This is a genomic window from Nonomuraea ceibae, assembly GCF_019396325.1.
GTDB lineage: Bacteria > Actinomycetota > Actinomycetes > Streptosporangiales > Streptosporangiaceae > Nonomuraea > Nonomuraea ceibae.
This window is the reverse complement of record NZ_JAHKRO010000003.1, coordinates 39031-55266: the sequence shown is the minus strand read 5'-3', so window position 1 is coordinate 55266 and position 16236 is coordinate 39031. Positions and strand designations below refer to the sequence as shown.

The following is a 16236-nucleotide window of genomic DNA, read 5'->3' as shown; positions in this document are numbered from 1 at the left end:
CTGCGGTTCCGCCGATTGGACGGTTCCATTACGGCTTTCCGAAATTGGCGCCCGCGACCTGGGCCGCGGGCGCCGGGGCTCACACGATGACGCGGGCGCAGGGGATGCCGTTGAGCCTGAACTCGGCGGGCGGGGCGTTCGTGCCGGTGACGCTGGCCTCGTACCCGAAACTGACGCTGGAGCTCGGGCCGATGTTGGCGTTGTGGCCGGCATCGCGAGCGACCACCTGGGTGCCGGTCTGGGTCAGGTTGGTGTTCCAGAAGGCGGTCACCTGCTGGTTGCCGGCCCAGTTCCACGACAGGCGCCAGCCGCTGATGGGCGTGGTGCCGGTGTTCTTGATGGTCACGGTGCCGTTGAAGCCGCCGCTCCAGTTGCTGGCCTGCCAGGTGACCTGGCACGAGGTGCCCATCTTGAGCGCGCCGCGCAGGAACATCTCGAAGGTGTCCCAGGTCGGGTTGGGGGCGCCCCCGCCCGCCAGGATGGCCTCGCCGCAGTTGGTGGTGGCGTAGCTGGTCTGGGTGCCGAACCGGGCGGGGTCCATGACGTCGGCCCGGCCGTGGTCGGCGCCGGGGATGGAGATGAACTGGCCGTTGCCGCAGACCGACTTGATCTTGTTGTAGAGCAGCACGCTCTGCCCGTGGGGCACCAGGAAGTCGGCCTGGCCGTGCAGGAACAGCACCGGCGGGTCGTTGGCGTCGACGTAGTTGATCGGGTTGGCCTGCGCCACCGTGGCGGGGCAGGTCTGGATGGCGCAGCCGACCAGGAGGGATTCGGGCGAGATCGGCGAGTTGTGGTCCAGCCCGCCGCCGGGCAGGTTCTGGGCGTTCATCTGGAGGAAGTCGGTCGGGCTGAAGAAGGCGAGCCCGGCCTGCACGGAGCTGGAGACGCCGGTCGCGCCGACGGTGCCCTCCAGCGCCGCCACGCCGCCGGTGAACGTGGCCATCTCCGTCAGCCAGCCGCCCGAGGAGTCGCCCATCATGGCGAAGCGGTTCGGGTCGAGCTGGTAGGCGGGGGCGTTGTGGCGCAGCCAGCGGATGGCCGCCTTGATGTCGTGCACCTGCGCCGGGAAGACCGCCTGGGTGCTGGAGCGGACGCTGACGCCGGCCACCGCCCAGCCCTTGGCGTTGAAGACGGCGGCGATGTCGGCGGCGCCGCTCTTGCCCTCGTCGCTCGACCAGGCCGAGCCCTTGTGCCAGATCAGCAGCGGCCTGGGGGTGAGGCCGCCGGTCGGCAGGTAGAGGTCCAGCAGGTGCCCCCGGGAGCCGACGGGGTCCTCGGAGGCGTACGGGATGTCGGCGATCACCTGGGCGGCCTGGGCCGGTGGTGAGAGCGCGAGTGAGACACCGAAGGTCGCCAGCATGGTGAGGACCATGCCGAGGACGGCGGCCGGGCGGATTCGAGCATGCATAGGTGAGCCTCCGGTGTTCGGATGATCGCCGTTTTCCCCGCCGGCTTGGCCTCGCCTCGATGTGGGCGAGGCGACGATATGACACGTACGTGACGGTGGTCAAAGTTTTCGGCGAACCGTTTCGATCCTGGTGACTTGCACCCCTACCGATGGGCGAAACAGCTCATCCGGCATTAGACGGGAACAAAACATGAAGAAGGGCCCAGAAGGCCGTATTACGCGGCGACAACGCAGCACCGAATGACATTTTTCCTGGCACACGGTCAGTGATATCTTGACCGCCGTGATCCACCCCGTCTTAGGAGGATTGATGCGCAAGGTTCGCGCAGTTCTCGTCCCGGCCGTTCTGGCCCTCGGATTGTCGTTATCGCTCGGCGCCACTCCGGCGCAGGCCGAAACGCTCAACGGCATCTACCGGGAGCACTCGGAATGCCAGCGATACGGCGACTACGGCGACGAGCAGGGCTGGTGGAACGGGTATAGATGCGAGTGGAAGAGCCAGTATCACTACTACTTCCTCTACGCGTGACACGCTGAGACCTGGGCGCCCCCCGGCTCTTTGAGCCAGGGGGCTCCTGCGTGCCTGGCGGAAAATCGTTTGCCTCTCGCGGCACGGCTCGGCGACCGTGGTGCTGCCATTCCGAAATGCCAGCACCCGTTCAGCGAAGAGAGCGTCTTTGTCGCACCACCACCCGGCCACGGTCTCCGTGTTCGCCTCCCCCGCAAGCTGGATCGAGTCCGACGCCCTCACCCAGTGTCACCAGGTGGCCGCCCTCGACGGCATGAGGCACGTCGCCGCGATGCCCGATCTGCACCCCGGCAAGGGCGCCCCGATCGGCGCGGCGATGACGTCGAGCGTGCTCTACCCGTTCCTGGTGGGCTCCGACATCGGCTGCGGCATCGCCGTCTTCCCCTTCAGGCTCAAGCGCGCCGTGCCCGAGAAGCTCGCCGCCCGCTTCCCCGACCTCGACCGCCCGCTCGATCCCGTACGCGACGCCGACGACCCGGCCTGGGACGTGCTCGACGGCGAGATCCCCGCCGGTCACCACGAGGGCCTCGGCACGGTCGGCCGGGGCAACCACTTCGTCGAGCTGGCGCGGATCGGCACCGTCTTCGAGTTCGACCACGCCGACCGCCTCGGGCTCGCCGCCGGCGACCTGGTGCTCATCGTCCACAGCGGCTCGCGGGGGCTGGGCGAGCGGATCCTGCGGGCGCACACCGAGGTCCACGGCGCGGGCCCGGCCCCCGACCCCGACGCCTACCTGGCCGTGCACGACGAGGCCGTGCGCTGGGGATCGCTCAACCGGCGGCTGCTGGCCGCCCGGGTCGCCCACGCCCTGGGGGCCCGGCCCGCCGAGCCGGTCGTCGATCAGTGCCACAACCTCGTCGAGGTCCGCGACGGCCTCTACCTGCACCGCAAGGGGGCCGCGCCGGGCGACGGCCGCGACGTGCTCATCGCCGGCACCCGAGGCACCCACTCCTACCTGGTGGCCGCCCACTCGGGGCCGGACGCCGGCCACTCCGTCGCGCACGGCGCGGGCCGCAAGATGTCGCGCGCCGACGCGCTGCGCCGGGGCCGGGCCAAGCACACCGTCGAGGAGCTGCGCCGCACACCGCTCGGCTCGCTGGTGGTCTGCGGCGACCGCCAGCTTCTGTTCGAGGAGGCGCCGACCGCCTACAAGCGCATCGAGCAGGTGATCTCCGACCTGGTCGAGCACGACCTGGCCACCCCGATCGCCACGACGGTCCCGCTGGTCACGTACAAGACGGCCGATCTCGGCTCCGCGCCCGAGCGCCGCCGCAAGCGGGGCCGGTCGTGACCGTCCACCTGCTCCTGTCGGCCGGACGCGGCCCGCAGGAGTGCGCGTGGGCGCTCGCCCGGCTGCTGCGCCGGCTCGAAGCCGACGCCGCCCGGCACAAGCTGGAGACCCACCGCGCCGAGACCGTCCCCGGCGAGCGGCCCGGCACGTACCGGTCGGTGCTGGTCAGGATCACCGGCGCGGACGCCGAGACGTTCGCCGCCTCCTGGACCGGGACCCTGTGCTGGCAGGCCCCCAGCCCCTACCGGGCCTCCGCCGGGCGCAAGAACTGGTACGTGACCGCCCGGCCGTGCCAGGTCGACGCCCCGCGCACGGCCTTCGCCGAGGACGACGTCGACGTCGTGCCCTGCCGCACCGGCGGCCCCGGCGGCCAGCACCGCAACAAGGCCAGCACCGCCGTGCGGGCCACCCACCGGCCCACCGGGATCGTCGTCGTGGTCGACACCGAGCGCCAGTTCAGCCTCAACCGCCGCATCGCCATGCGCCTGCTGCGCGAGCGCCTCGAACGCGACGACGAGGCGGCCGGCCGCGCCCTCATCGCCGCCCGGCACCGCGTCCACGACGAGCTCGTCCGCGGCAACCCCACCCGCGTCGAACGCCCCTGACGCTCACCAGCCCTGCCAGAGGATGACCGACACGGCGAGCGCGGCGACCAGCAGCACGTACGCCGGCGCCCGCGCCGTGCGGGCCGACTCACGGCGGACGGAGAACGCGAGCGCGGCCCCCAGGGCCAGGGCGGCGGCCAGGTGCGGAACGTGCCCCTCGACGTCACCGGCTCGCTCGCCGGTCACGACGGCGAGCGCGGCCGGCCCCGCCGCCAGCAGCGCCGGCACGTAGCGGAACAGGCCGAGCAGCACCCAGACCGCGACGCCCGCCGCCAGCAGCATCGAGGAGCTGTGATGCAGGTGGCGGATCGCCAGGCCGCCCGGTGTGGCGAGCCCCGTGTCCAGCGCGGCCGCGTAGGCGGAGCTCAGCTCGACGCCGCGCAACGGCTCGTAGGGGCCGTCGTACACGACCGTGCCGCCGTCGGGCCGGAACCAGGCGAGGTAGGCGCCGGTGGCCAGGACGACGGCGAAGCAGTAGAGAAGCATCTCGCCGGTCAGCCGTCTCATCTGCTTCACGGGGCATATTGCATCACGCCGGGCGGGCCCACCATCATCTCGGCATGGTGCAGCCGACGTTCAGCCGGCGGGCGGTGCTGCTCGCCGCCGGAGGGCTGGCCGCCGGTTGCGCGCGGCGGCCGGAGGTGGAGCCGGCGCGGCTGCGGCTGGCCACGGGCCCGGAGGGAGCGGTGTACCGGCGGATCGGCGGCGTGCTGGCCGGGCGCGTCTCCGAGCAGGTGCCGGGCGTGACGGTGACGACGGTGCCGAGCGGGGCGTCGACCGACAACATCCGGATGCTGCGGGCCGGTGAGGCGCAGCTCGGGCTGACGAGCCTGGACGCGCTGATCACGACCGACGGCCGCGCGCCGGACGGCGTCTCGGCGATCTGCCGCCTGTACGACAGCCATCTGCACCTGGTGGTAATGGCCGGGTCGCCGATCGGCGAGTTCGCGGACCTGGCGGGCAGGCGGGTGTCGCTGGGGGCCCGCGATTCGGGCACGGAGTTCACCTCGCGGCGGGCGCTGGAGCTGGCCCGGCTGGAGCTGGAGTGGCTGTACCTGAGCCAGGCGGAGTCGGCGGCGGCGTTGCGTGACGGCCGGATCGACGCGATGTTCTCGCTGACGGGCGTCCCGACGCCGGCGATCACGGAGCTGGCGCAGAAGCACGCGATCCGGCTGATCCCGCTGGCCGCCCAGGCGGGGGCGCTCATCACGGCGTTCCCGGGCCCGTACACGCCTGCCATGATCCCGTCGACGGCCTACGCGGGGGTGCCCGCGGCGCGCACGGTCGCGGTGCCGAACGTGCTGCTCGTCCGCAACGACCTGCCGGACGAGCTGGTGCACGCCATCACCGACACGATCTTCACCCGCGCCGGGCCCGCGGCGGTGCCCGAGGCGTGGCACATCAACGTGCGCACCGGGATCTCCACGGCGACGGCGCCGCTGCATCCGGGGGCGGCGGCCTGGTTCCGCGACCGCAAGCGCTGAGCGGTGCGGCCGGGGACAGGTCAGCCGGGCACGAGGGGCAGCGCGACCACGGCGGCGAAGCCGTGGCCGGTGCCGTCGGGGCGCGGCAGGCCGTCCTCCAGCCGCAGCTCGCCCCCGGCCGCGCCGACGAGGTCGGCGCAGATGGCCAGCCCCAGGCCGGTGCCGGTGACGTTCTGGTGCTTGGGCGCGCGCCAGAACCGGCGCAGCGCCTGCTCGCGCTCGGCCGGCTCGATGCCCTGGCCGTCGTCGCGGACGGCGATCGCGACGACGCCGCCCGCCTCGGCGGCGCTCACCCGCACCACCCGCGCGTCCGACAGCCGCAGCGCGTTGCTGATCAGCTCGTCCAGGATGCTGCCCAGCCCGCCGGACGGCTCCAGCAGCCGCAGCCCCGGCGGCACCTCCACTGCCAGCCTCTGCCCGGCGGTCGCCGTCAGCGCCCGCCACCGGTCGACGCGGGTGGCCAGCACCGCGTCGAGGTCCACCGGCGAGGCCGTGCGGATGCTCTCCATCCGGGCGCTGGCCTGCAGCGAGTTCAGCATCCGCTGCATCGCCTTGAGCTCGTCGACCGCGACGTCGTACGCCTGCCGCCCGTCGTCGCCCGCCCGCAGGTGCGGCTCCAGGCTCTCCACGGCCAGCCGCAGGCTGGTCAGCGGGTTGCGCAACTGGTGGGAGGCGTCCGACACGAACGCGCGCTGGCGCTGCACGGCGTTCTCGACCGCGTCCATCATCGTGTTGAACGACTCGGCCAGCCGCCGCAGCTCGGGCGGCCCGGCCTCGGCGTCGGCGCGGATCGTGAGGTCGCCCTGGGAGATGCGCGAGCTGGCCGCGTCGAGTTCGCGTACGGGCCGCAGCACCCACGCCGAGACCGGCCAGGCGACGGCGACGAGCGCGATCAGCGGCAGCAGCCCGAGGCCGGCGAGCTGGGCCCAGCGCAGCAGGATGCGCGAGCGCGTCCTGGCCAGGTCGGAGATCGTCACGACGGCGCCGACGACCTCGCTGTCGCGGCCGACCGGCTCGGCGACGACGAAGGCGGAGTCGTCCCAGGGCGCCCACTCCCCGGACGGTTCGGGCCTGGCCCCGGCGAGCGCGGCGGTGACGATCCGGGGCAGGGCCGGCTCGGCCCGCGCCGCCTGCCGGTACGCGTCCGCCGGGCCGAGCAGCACGGCGCCCGATTTGTCGATCACGGCGACGGGGATGCCGTACAGCTCGTGGTAGCGAGCCAGCTCCTGCTGGAGGGCCTCGGTGCGCCCGGTGGACAGCGCGGTCTCGGCCAGCGACGCGAACCTGCCGACGTCGTTGAGCCGGTCCACGTACGTCTCCTGCATCTCGCGCTCGGCGACGGTGACGCCGAGCGGGACCCCGAGGGCCGCGACGAGCAGGACCGCGAGGGGCACCAGGACGACGAGCAGGCGGCGGTGCACGGGACGTCAGCCGTCCGGCTCCGCCGTCAGCCGGTAGCCGACCCCGTGGATGGTGCGGATCAGCGTGGCGGGCCCCAGTTTGTGGCGGAGCGCGGCGATGTGGGTGTCGAGGGTGCGGCTCGACGACTCCCAGGTGGCGCCCCAGATCTGGTCGAGGATGACGTCGCGGCTGACGACGTTGGGCGCCCGGCGGGCCAGCAGCAGGAGCAGCTCGAACTCCTTGCGGGTCAGCGTCACCGGGACGTCGTCGACGGTGACCTCGCGGGTGCCGACGCCGATGCGCATCGGGCCGACGACGAGGGGCCCGTCGGGGTGGCTCATCGCGCGGGCGACCCGGGTGCGCCGCAGGACGGCGTCGATCCTGGCCAGCAGCTCGGGGACGCCGAACGGCTTGACGATGTAGTCGTCGGCCCCGGCGCGCAGCCCGCGGACGCGCTCGTGCTCCTCGGAGCGGGCGGTCACGGCGATGACGGCGGTCTCGGGGCGGTCGCGCAGCTTGCGGATCACGTCGAGGCCGTCGCCGTCGGGCAGGCCCAGGTCGACGAGGACGACGTCGGACGGGGCCGCGCGCACGGCCTCGGCCGCCGTGGCGAGGCGGTGCACCTCGAAGCCCGCCTGGGCCAGGACGGTCGCCAGACCCCGCGCCACGCGGTCGTCATCCTCGATGATGGTGATCCGCATACCGGATTGTACGGCCGGGGCCAGCGGCCGGGCCATGCCGTTTCTTGGGATTTCTCTGACATTCACCGCATTCCTTGGGATTCCTCTGACACCATGCGCGCCTTTGTCACCCCAGACTGAGGCCGCGCACTGACGAGGAGCCCCGATATGAGAACGACCAGCAGGTATCCAGCCGCCGCCCGGATGATCGCCGTGATCGGCGTCGTCTCGCTCGCCGCCGCCTGTTCCGGCAACGGCGGCGGGGGCGGCGCGACCGGCGGAGGCGGCGAGGGCGGCGCCTACCCCAGCCAGAACATCACGTTCGTCGTGCCGTTCAGCGCGGGCGGCCCGACCGACACCGTCACCCGCATGATCGCCGAACCGATGGCCGCCAAGCTCGGCGCGAAGATCGTCGTCCAGAACGTCGAGGGCGCGGGCGGCACCATCGGCGCCGGCGAGGTCGCCCGCGGCGAGCCCGACGGCTACACCGTGCTCATGCACCACATCGGCATGTCCACCGCGCCCGCCCTCTACCAGGACCTCGGCTACCAGCCGCTGGAGAACTTCGAGACGGTCGGGCTCGTCACCGAGGTGCCGATGACGGTCGTCGCCCGCAAGGACTTCGCCCCCGCGACGCTCCAGGACCTCGTGGCGCACGTGAAGTCCAACGCCGACAAGGTCACGATGGCCAACGCCGGCATCGGCGCCGCCTCCCACCTGTGCGGCCTGCTGTTCCAGACGGCCACCGGGGTCAAGCTCCAGGAGGTCCCGTACGAGGGCACCGGGCCCGCGCTGACCGACCTCGTCGGCGGCCAGGTCGACTTCATGTGCGACCAGACGACCAACACCAGCGGCCAGATCTCCGCCGGAGAGGTCAAGGCGTACGCGGTCACCACGCCCGAGCGGGTCAAGAGCCTGCCCGACGTGCCCACGACCACCGAGGCCGGGCTGCCCGGGCTCAAGGTCAGCGTGTGGCACGGCCTGTACACCCCGAAGGGCACGCCGCAGGACGTCGTCCAGAAGCTGTCCGAGGCGCTGAAGTCCGCGCTGGCCGACCAGAAGGTCATCGACCAGATGGCCAAGCTCGGCACCGCGCCGGTCGCGGCCGAGGCGGCGACCCCGCAGGCGCACCGCGCCAAGCTGGAGGAGCAGCTCACCACCTGGGGCAAGGTCATCGCCGACGCCGGGATCAAGGCGTCCTGACGTGGAGCGTCGCCGGTCCTTCCCGGACGTACTCGCCGGGGTCGTGTTCATCCTGATCGGTGGCGCGTTCGTGGCAGGGTCGCTCGGCTACGAGCTGGGCACCCCGCTGCGGATGGGCCCCGGCGCCTTCCCGCTGCTGGTCGGCGCGGTCGTGGCGGCCCTGGGCCTGGCCATCGTGGTCAAGGGCCTGGTGGCCGGCGAGGTGATCGCGTTCGGGCCGATCCCGTGGCGGGCGGTCGGCGTCATCGTGCTCGCGCTGGTGTTCTTCGGCTTCACCGTACGGGGGCTCGGGTTCGTCCCGGCGTCGTTGGTGACCGCCCTGCTCACCACGGTGGCCAGCAAGCGCGTACGGCCGCTCATGGCCGTGGCGGTGGCCGCCGGGCTGACCCTCGCGGCCACGCTCATCTTCGTCGTCGGACTGCAGCTACGGCTCCCGCTCTGGGGCCCGTGGCTGGGATTCTGACGCGGAATCCGGATTGAGGCATGGAACTACTCGACAACCTCGCGCTGGGCCTCTCGACCGCCCTGCTCGTCCAGAACGTCCTCTACTGCTTCGTGGGTGTGCTGCTCGGGACGGCTGTCGGCGTGCTGCCCGGCATCGGGCCGACGGCGACGGTGGCGATGCTGCTGCCGATCACGTTCAGCTTCGAGCCCGTCACGGCACTGATCATGCTGGCGGGCATCTACTACGGCGCGCAGTACGGCGGCTCGACGACCGCCATCCTGATCAACCTGCCCGGCGAGTCGTCGGCGGCCGTCACCGCGCTCGACGGGCACGAGATGGCCCGGCAGGGACGGGCCGGCGCCGCGCTGGCCACGGCCGCGGTCGGCTCGTTCATCGCCGGGACCGTGGCCACCGTCGTACTCGCGGTCGCGGCCCCGCCGCTGGCCAGGGTCGCGTTGCAGTTCGGCCCGGCGGAGTACTTCTCGCTGGTGCTGCTCGGTCTGATCGTGTCGATCGCGCTGGCGCGCGGCTCGGCGCTCAAGGCCCTGGCCATGATCTTCCTGGGCGTCCTGCTCGGCACCGTCGGCCAGGACATCTACACCGGTACGCCCCGGTTCACGTTCGGCCAGCGCGAGCTGTACGGCGGGATCGACTTCGTGTCGGTCGCCGTCGGCATGTTCGGCGTGGCCGAGATCCTGCGCAACCTGGAGAACGAGCAGACCCGCACCGCGATCGTCAGCAAGGTCAAGAACCTGTGGCCGACCCGCGAGGACCGGCGCCGGATCGTCGGCCCGATCCTGCGCGGCACCGGTCTGGGCGCCGCGCTCGGCGTCCTGCCCGGCGGCGGTCACGTGCTGGCCTCGTTCACCTCCTACGCCGTCGAGAAGCGCGTCTCCAAGCGGCCCGAGGAGTTCGGGCACGGCGCCATCGAAGGCGTCGCCGGGCCCGAGTCGGCCAACAACGCCGCCGCGCAGACGTCGTTCATCCCGCTGCTGACGCTGGGGCTGCCCGCCCATCCCGTGATGGCGCTGATGATCGGCGCGTTCATCGTCCACGGCATCACCCCCGGGCCGAACGTCATCACCGAGGAGCCCGCGCTGTTCTGGGGCCTGATCGCGTCGATGTGGATCGGCAACGTGCTGCTCGTGCTGCTGAACCTGCCGCTGATCGGGCTCTGGGTGCGGATGCTGCGGATCCCGTACCAGGTGCTGTTCCCGATGATCATCCTGTTCGCGGCGATCGGGACGTACTCGCTCGGGTTCAACGCCTACGACGTGTACGCGATCGTGTTCTTCGGGCTGCTCGGGTACGTGCTGATCAAGTGCGGGTGCGAGCCGGCGCCGCTGCTGCTCGGCTTCGTGCTCGGGCCGCTGCTGGAGGAGAACCTGCGGCGGGCGCTCATCATCGAGCGCGGCGACGCGACGGTGTTCCTGACGCGGCCGATCTCGGCAGTGCTGCTGGCCCTGGCGGCAGCGGCGCTGGTGGTCGCCGTGCTGCCGGCGATCCGCAAGCGCCGCGAGGTGGTGTTCGCCGAGGAGGACTAGGAGCCGCCGGGCAGGGCCCCGGGCTCACCAGGGCTCGGCGGTCCGCCCGTCGGTGTCGAGGCCGTAGCGCGGCAGCAGGTCCCACCCCTGCTCCGCGGCCAGGCGCAGCAGCGGGTAACCGTAGCCGGCGTCGGCGGCCCGGCGGATCAGCTCCTCGGCCTCGGCCTCGGGGCTGCGCCAGGCCAGGTCCAGGAGCGAGTTGACCTCGTCGGCGAAGGGGTCGCGGGGTGGCAGCGCCACCTTCCGCCGTGGTGCGGGCTCGGCCACCGCCCGGCTGGGCGTGATCGCGGCCGGCTTCACCGCCGCCGCGCTCTCCGCCAGCCGGGCCGCCTGCTCGCGGGCGCCGGCTCGCCGCCGCAGGCGCGCCAGCACCGCCAGCGCGTGGCCGTCCCCGTGACGGGCCGCGCGATGCGCGAGCGACTCTGCGGCGGCGTGGTCGCCCGCGCGCTCGCGCAGGACGGCCAGGGAGCGCAGGGCGGCCGTGCTCCCGCGTGCCGCGGCCTCGGCGGCGAGCCGTTCGGCCTCCCGGCCGTCGCCGCGCCGCTCCCGCATCCAGGCGAGCGTGCGCAGGGCCCGCGGGTCGCCCATCGCCGCGGCCCTGGCGGCCAGGCGTTCGGCCTCGTCGGGGTGCCCCGCGGCCTCGCGCAGGCGGGCCAGCGCCTGCAGGGCGAGCAGGTCGCCCGCGTCCGCGCCCGCCCGGTGGACGCGCGCCGCCTCGCCGGGATCCCCGCGCCGTTCGTGCCACCTGGCGATCGCCCGGAGCCCGGCGTGGTCCCCCGCCAGGAGGCAGAGGCGTTCCGCCTCCCGCCCGGACCCGGCCCGCCGGGCCAGCGTGCGCAGCGGCCGTACGTCACCGGCGTCGCGGGCCAGGAACGCGACCCGTTCCGCGCCGGGTGCGTCGCCCGCGTCGGCGCGGCGCAGCGCCAGCCGTCCCAGGGGCCCCGTGAATCCCCCGGCGGCCAGCTCCGGCGCCAGCGGCATGACGGCCGCGTCGTCCCCGGCGTCCATCCGCAGCTCGGCGATCCGGTCGAGCACGCTGAGCCCGGCCGCCGCGAAGACGGCGTTCAGCCGCTCGGCGCCCTGCCGGTCGCCTGCCTGCTCGCGCCTGACCACCAGGCTCTCGGCGTGCGCGTGGCGCGGGATCAGGTCGTCGGCGGCCAGGGCCAGCGTGACGTAATGCTCGCACTCCGCGTCCGAGCGCCAGGCCATCTCCCACATCGCGGCGACGACGCCCGCGTCGGCGGCGGCCCGGTAGAGCCGCTCCGCCTCGGCCGGATCGTCCGTCACCGCCGCCAGCAGCGCCAACGCGTCCGTCTCCCCCGCGTCGGCGGCGACCTGGTACAACCGGCGCTGACCTTCCCGATCACCGATCGGAATGCGGGCGGCGATCGCCCAGAGCCCGCGCCGATGCCCGAGACCGTAGGCCCGGACGGCGAACCGCTCGGCGTGGGCGGTGTTCCCGAACCGCCAGTGGGCCTCGACGTACCGTTCCACCAGCTCGTCACCGGCCGCGAGGACGATCCGCTGGGCCTCGGCCTGGTCGCCCTCCTCCTCGCGGAGCATGGCGAGCCCGTAGAAGCCGCTGGGGTCCCCGGCCTCCGCCCCGATCCGGTAGAGCCGTTCCGCGCCGTCCCGGTTGCCGCCGGTCTCCAGCTCCAGCGCGACCCTGTACAGCGCGTCGAACCGTCCCGCGGACGCGGCCCGGCCGGCGATCAGGGCCGCCTGGCGGTAGCGCAGCCGCTCCAGGGCGGCGGTGGCCAGGGCGTGGAGGTCGTCCGCCGAGGTGACGTGCCGGGCCGCCGCCCGCCAGAACGCCTCGGGCGGCACCGCGAACCGGCGGCTCTGCCTGCCGTGCTGTTCGAGGTAGTCGGCCAGCCGGCAGCTCGGCGTTCCGGCGGGTTCGTCCGGACGTGGGCGGTTGAGGGTGAGCGGCCCGGCCACACCCCGGCACGGCGCCGACGTGTAGGCCAGCGCGCGCTCCAGCCAGTCGTCGCCGGCCTCGTTCCACTCCTGGTCGGTGAGGTAGCCGGGGGCGGCGTCGCGGAGCAGCCCCAGCGGCAGCGCGACCCCGGCCCCGAGGCGGCGGGCGTCCATGGCCGCGTGGATCAGCGCGCGGGCCGCCGCGGGGGCGTTGTCGTAGCGCTCCATGAGCACCGGGACGCCCGCCAGATACTGGGTGATCCGCCCCCGCTCGGCCCCGTCGAGGGCCTGCCGGAGCTGGGGGCCGGCGTCGGCGGCGGCCCGGACCGCGGACAGCTCGGCGGTGGAGAAGGCCGGGCGCACCCGGATCGCGCCGCCGATCAGCAGGCGGCGGCTGCGCTCGTACGGGTCCTCGGCCTCGGGCTGCGGCGGCGGCGTGGTGAGCGTGTCCCAGTGCTGCGGCCACAGCGTCCCCAGCACCAGGACCGGCGCCCGGTCGGGGTCGTGCAGCAGCTCGCGCAGCCGGCCGGCGACGTGGTCGGACTTGAGCAGGAACCGCTGCGACTCGTTCAGCCACACGACGGTACGCGGCGCGACCGCGTCCAGCTCGGCCAGGAGCGCCTCCGCGGACTCCGGCGCCCACAGCCGCCAGCTCGCGGGCAGCGTCCTGAGGCACTCCCAGCAGGCGCGGGTCTTGCCCACCGAGGACTCGCCGACCAGGACGGCCAGCCCGCTCCTGCCTCCGGCCGCGCGCCGCGCGACCTCGCCCAGCCGCTGGTCGTGCTCGCGGGGCAGGTACGGCGGCAGCTCCGGGAGGCCGCCGTGGCCGCTGACCTCGACGGCCTGGTGCACGCCCAGCGCGAACGGGTCCGCCACCCGGGACAGCGGCCTGCCCGGCGGCGCGGCCGCGGTCGCAACGGGACGGCGCTCGTCCTGGGCGGCTTCGACGAGGTCGTTCCACCGCTGCCGGTTCGGCCGCACCCGGGCCCACTCGCTCCAGATCTCGATGAGGTCCCAGACGCGGTCGGAGTCGCCGGGCACGCGCCTCCTGGCCGGGTCGGGGTGCAGCCACGAGGCGATGCGCTGGTCGTGCAGGGTGGCCCCGGTGCGGCGGCGCACCTCGCGGACGGCCGCCTTGCGCGAGGCCGGCTCGCCGTCGGCCTTGCGGGCCCGCCGCGCCCGCTCCTCCAGCGCCGCCAGCTCGTCACGCAGCCGCTGCCCGGCGCCCGCTGCGGGCGCCGCGGGCGGGCCTCCGACCAGCCGCGTCACGTCTTCTGCCCTCATCGCCCCCATTCCCGGTGCGCCGCCGCGTTCCTGATCCATTGTTGCGCTTCATCCACTTCCGGACGAGAGCAAGGAGAACCCCATGGCCGGCAAGCGCGCGACCATCGCCAGGCTCAGCCGCACCGCCCTGTTCGCCCTCGTACGCGGGCTCGCCGCCGCGGCCGGGTCGGCGCTGATCGGGCTGGCGGTCTGGTGGCTGCAGCACCGATGACGGCGGCTCAGGAGAACACGACAGCCGAGATGATCACCAGCACGAGCACCAGCAGCAGGCCACCCGCGACGGCCAGCAGGCCGATCATGCATCCCAGGCCGTTCCACGGCTGGGGCGCGGGGCCGAGGGCGCCCTTGGAGTAGGCGAACAGGGGCGCGCGGTACTCCACGTCCAGCGTCCCGCCCGGCTGCAGCCAGATCGACACGTCCGCCGGCCCGATCTGCGCCGGCATCAGGTATGGCAGGTGGACGTGCAGGTGATACTGGCCGGGCGGGAGCGGGATCACGTTGCGCCCCCACCGCCCCAGCATCCGGTGGCCGTTGAGGACGATCACCGGGGAGATCATCTTGAGCATGAACCCGAGCGCGTGCGCCTTGATGTCGAGGGCCAGGTGCGCCTGCCCCGGCTGGGTCCACTGTTGGTGCGGTGCGGGGGGATGCATGGGGCACATGCTACTGATGTGACGTTCTCCGCAAAGCACCTCACATTCAGGCCCGCTGCCGCGTCGGGGTAGGGAGGGCAGTAGCGACCGAGGGAGCCAGGATGACCAGCCCGCCCGACCCGGGCCTCAGCGCGATCATGAGCGAGCGGCGTCAGCTGATCAACCTCGCCTACCGGCTCCTGGGCTCGCTGGCCGACGCCGAGGACGTCGTGCAGGAGACGTACGCCCGCTGGTACGCCATGTCGCGCGAGCAGCAGGAGGAGGTCGGCAACCCCGGCGGGTGGCTGACGAAGGTGGCCAGCCGCATCTGCCTCGACCTGCTCAGGTCGGCGCGGGCCAGGCGGGAGCGGTACGTGGGCGAGTGGATTCCCGAGCCGCTGCCCGACAGCAGCGAGTGGACCAGCACGCCCGCCGGAGGCGACCCGGCCGACCGGGTGACGCTGGACGAGTCGGTCAACATGGCCTTCCTCGTCGTGCTCGACTCGATGACGCCGGCCGAACGGGTGGCGTTCATCCTGCACGACGTGTTCCGCTACCCGTTCGCGGAGGTGGCCGAGATCGTCGGCCGCACGCCCGCGGCCTGCCGCCAGCTCGCCTCGTCGGCGCGGCGGCGCGTCCGCGCGGCCCGCTCCCCCGCCGACCCGCCGACCCCGCCCGCCCGGCAGGCCGACGTGGTCAGGAAGTTCAAGGAGGCGTGGGAGCGCCAGGACATCGACGCGCTCATCGGGCTCCTCGACCCGGACGCCACGGGCATCGCCGACGGCGGCGGCCTCGCCAGCGCCATCCTCCGGCCGATCCACGGCAACGAGCAGATCGCGCACACGTTCGCCAGGCTCGCCAACCGCGGCCTGTCGGTCCTGGAGCGCACGGTCAACGGGCAGCCGGGGCTGGTGGCGGAGCTGGACGGCGTCATCGTGGTGGTCGTGGCGTTCGAGGTCGTCGGCGAGCGGATCAAGCACATCTGGGCGGTCCGGAACCCGGAGAAGCTCCGCCCCTGGACCACCGGCTAGCGACCCGAACTTGACCGGCGCCCGCCTAGCGCCTGCCGCCGAACTCCCAGCTGTGCACCTCCACGCTCTCGTACAGCCCGGCCCGCCCGCCGGGGCCCTGCGGCAGCATGGCCTCGGCGGCCTCGCGGTCCGGCAGCTCGACCATGAGAGCGGTGCCCATCCATTCGGCGCCGTCCTCCGACAGCAGCGTGCCCGCGACGATCACCCGATCCCCCAGGCCGGGGCCGGTCAGGTAGCGGCGGTAGTCGTCGTCCAGGCTCTCGCGGGCGGCGCCCTGGCCCAGCCTGGCGTGACCGATGACGAGGAAGCGCTCGTAGCCGTCGACGCCGCCGGTGTAGTCCCACATCCGGCCGCCGGCGATCGTCCGCCAGCGGCGCATCAGCACGTCGCCGTACACGCCCGCCCGGTAGTTCGGCTCGTCGAACGCGAACGCCCGCGCGGCGGCGGCGTCCGGCAGGTCGACGACGTGCATGCTGCCGGTCGCCGTCTCGTCATCCAACAGCGTCGGCCCGCGCGCGATCATCGCGTCGCCGTACGGGTCCATGAACGACCAGTGCGCCTCGACCAGTTCCATCCGCCGAGGCATCGAACCGGTCCGGTCCCGGCAATATATGAAATATTCCACCAACGGATCATATGACCTGGTCAGCCGATGCCGCAGAATCGACAGCATGGACCGGCAGGAGATCGCGAGGCTTCGCGGACGGCGCGCCGTGCGGCGGGCGACGCTCGTGCTGGAGCTCACGTAGGGCGGGCTCTGGACAAGGGGGGCGTTACGT

General features: G+C 73.4%; 16 protein-coding genes. 9 read left to right on the top strand and 7 right to left on the bottom strand.

All coding sequences use genetic code 11. The features are described 5' to 3' along the window. Window positions 1-79 precede the first annotated feature (79 nt). A complete protein-coding gene (locus KME80_RS03255) occupies window positions 80-1408 on the bottom strand; it encodes a cellulose binding domain-containing protein (RefSeq protein WP_219500088.1) in 1329 nt (442 codons plus the stop codon). Between the two features lie 310 nt (window positions 1409-1718). On the opposite strand from KME80_RS03255, the gene KME80_RS03250 reads away from it, so the two are divergent. The 3 genes from KME80_RS03250 to prfH all read left to right on the top strand — a co-directional run bounded on the left by KME80_RS03250 (window position 1719) and on the right by prfH (window position 3833). Continuing rightward, window positions 1719-1937 (top strand): hypothetical protein, encoded by a 219-nt coding sequence (locus KME80_RS03250; protein ID WP_219500086.1) that lies wholly within the window; start codon window positions 1719-1721, stop codon window positions 1935-1937. A gap of 148 nt (window positions 1938-2085) precedes the next feature. Next, on the top strand, window positions 2086-3228 hold the full coding sequence (locus KME80_RS03245; protein WP_219500084.1) for an RNA ligase RtcB family protein: 1143 nt from the start codon (window positions 2086-2088) through the stop codon (window positions 3226-3228). Continuing rightward, window positions 3225-3833 carry a peptide chain release factor H gene (prfH, locus tag KME80_RS03240; RefSeq protein ID WP_219500081.1) on the top strand — a complete coding sequence of 203 codons (609 nt, stop codon included), beginning with the start codon at window positions 3225-3227 and terminating at the stop codon, window positions 3831-3833. The genes KME80_RS03245 and prfH overlap by 4 nt, the downstream gene beginning before the upstream one ends. Window positions 3834-3836: 3 nt before the next feature. Here prfH and KME80_RS03235 read toward each other — a convergent pair whose 3' ends face one another. Beyond that, complete coding sequence (locus KME80_RS03235) at window positions 3837-4349, bottom strand: hypothetical protein (RefSeq protein WP_219500079.1); 513 nt, start codon at window positions 4347-4349, stop codon at window positions 3837-3839. A gap of 44 nt (window positions 4350-4393) precedes the next feature. Here KME80_RS03235 and KME80_RS03230 point away from each other — a divergent pair, with 44 nt between their 5' ends. Next, window positions 4394-5317, top strand: coding sequence for a TAXI family TRAP transporter solute-binding subunit (locus KME80_RS03230; protein WP_219500077.1), 924 nt, complete (start codon window positions 4394-4396; stop codon window positions 5315-5317). Between the two features lie 20 nt (window positions 5318-5337). On the opposite strand, the gene KME80_RS03225 is transcribed toward KME80_RS03230, so the two are convergent. Together KME80_RS03225 and KME80_RS03220 are read right to left on the bottom strand one after the other, a co-directional pair. Then, complete coding sequence (locus KME80_RS03225; RefSeq protein WP_219500074.1) at window positions 5338-6738, bottom strand: sensor histidine kinase; 1401 nt, start codon at window positions 6736-6738, stop codon at window positions 5338-5340. A 6-nt stretch (window positions 6739-6744) separates the two neighbouring features. Beyond that, window positions 6745-7419 carry a response regulator transcription factor gene (locus tag KME80_RS03220; protein WP_219500071.1) on the bottom strand — a complete coding sequence of 225 codons (675 nt, stop codon included), beginning with the start codon at window positions 7417-7419 and terminating at the stop codon, window positions 6745-6747. A 147-nt stretch (window positions 7420-7566) separates the two neighbouring features. Between KME80_RS03220 and KME80_RS03215 the strand changes: the two genes are divergently transcribed. The 3 genes from KME80_RS03215 to KME80_RS03205 are packed head-to-tail and all read left to right on the top strand — an operon-like array spanning window position 7567 to window position 10590. After that, on the top strand, window positions 7567-8601 hold the full coding sequence (locus tag KME80_RS03215; RefSeq protein ID WP_219500069.1) for a tripartite tricarboxylate transporter substrate-binding protein: 1035 nt from the start codon (window positions 7567-7569) through the stop codon (window positions 8599-8601). 1 nt (window position 8602) lies between these two features. Continuing rightward, window positions 8603-9064: a tripartite tricarboxylate transporter TctB family protein gene (locus KME80_RS03210; RefSeq protein ID WP_219500067.1), complete on the top strand. Its 462-nt coding sequence runs from the start codon at window positions 8603-8605 to the stop codon at window positions 9062-9064. Window positions 9065-9084: 20 nt separating this feature from the next. Then, window positions 9085-10590, top strand: coding sequence for a tripartite tricarboxylate transporter permease (locus KME80_RS03205; protein ID WP_219500065.1), 1506 nt, complete (start codon window positions 9085-9087; stop codon window positions 10588-10590). A 24-nt stretch (window positions 10591-10614) separates the two neighbouring features. Here KME80_RS03205 and KME80_RS03200 read toward each other — a convergent pair whose 3' ends face one another. Further along, entirely contained in the window at window positions 10615-13794 is a 3180-nt protein-coding gene (locus tag KME80_RS03200; protein ID WP_219500063.1) for a hypothetical protein, read from the bottom strand. Between the two features lie 82 nt (window positions 13795-13876). Between KME80_RS03200 and KME80_RS51655 the strand changes: the two genes are divergently transcribed. Beyond that, complete coding sequence (locus KME80_RS51655) at window positions 13877-14005, top strand: hypothetical protein (protein WP_281426744.1); 129 nt, start codon at window positions 13877-13879, stop codon at window positions 14003-14005. Between the two features lie 7 nt (window positions 14006-14012). On the opposite strand, the gene KME80_RS03195 is transcribed toward KME80_RS51655, so the two are convergent. After that, the gene (locus KME80_RS03195; RefSeq protein WP_219500061.1) at window positions 14013-14447 is read right to left on the bottom strand and encodes a hypothetical protein; all 435 of its coding nucleotides are present in this window, start codon (window positions 14445-14447) and stop codon (window positions 14013-14015) included. Between the two features lie 101 nt (window positions 14448-14548). Between KME80_RS03195 and sigJ the strand changes: the two genes are divergently transcribed. Then, the gene (gene sigJ, locus KME80_RS03190; RefSeq protein WP_219500059.1) at window positions 14549-15457 is read left to right on the top strand and encodes an RNA polymerase sigma factor SigJ; all 909 of its coding nucleotides are present in this window, start codon (window positions 14549-14551) and stop codon (window positions 15455-15457) included. A gap of 25 nt (window positions 15458-15482) precedes the next feature. Here the strand turns inward: sigJ and KME80_RS03185 are convergent, their stop codons facing one another. After that, complete coding sequence (locus KME80_RS03185; RefSeq protein WP_281426743.1) at window positions 15483-16130, bottom strand: YciI family protein; 648 nt, start codon at window positions 16128-16130, stop codon at window positions 15483-15485. Window positions 16131-16236: the final 106 nt, after the last annotated feature.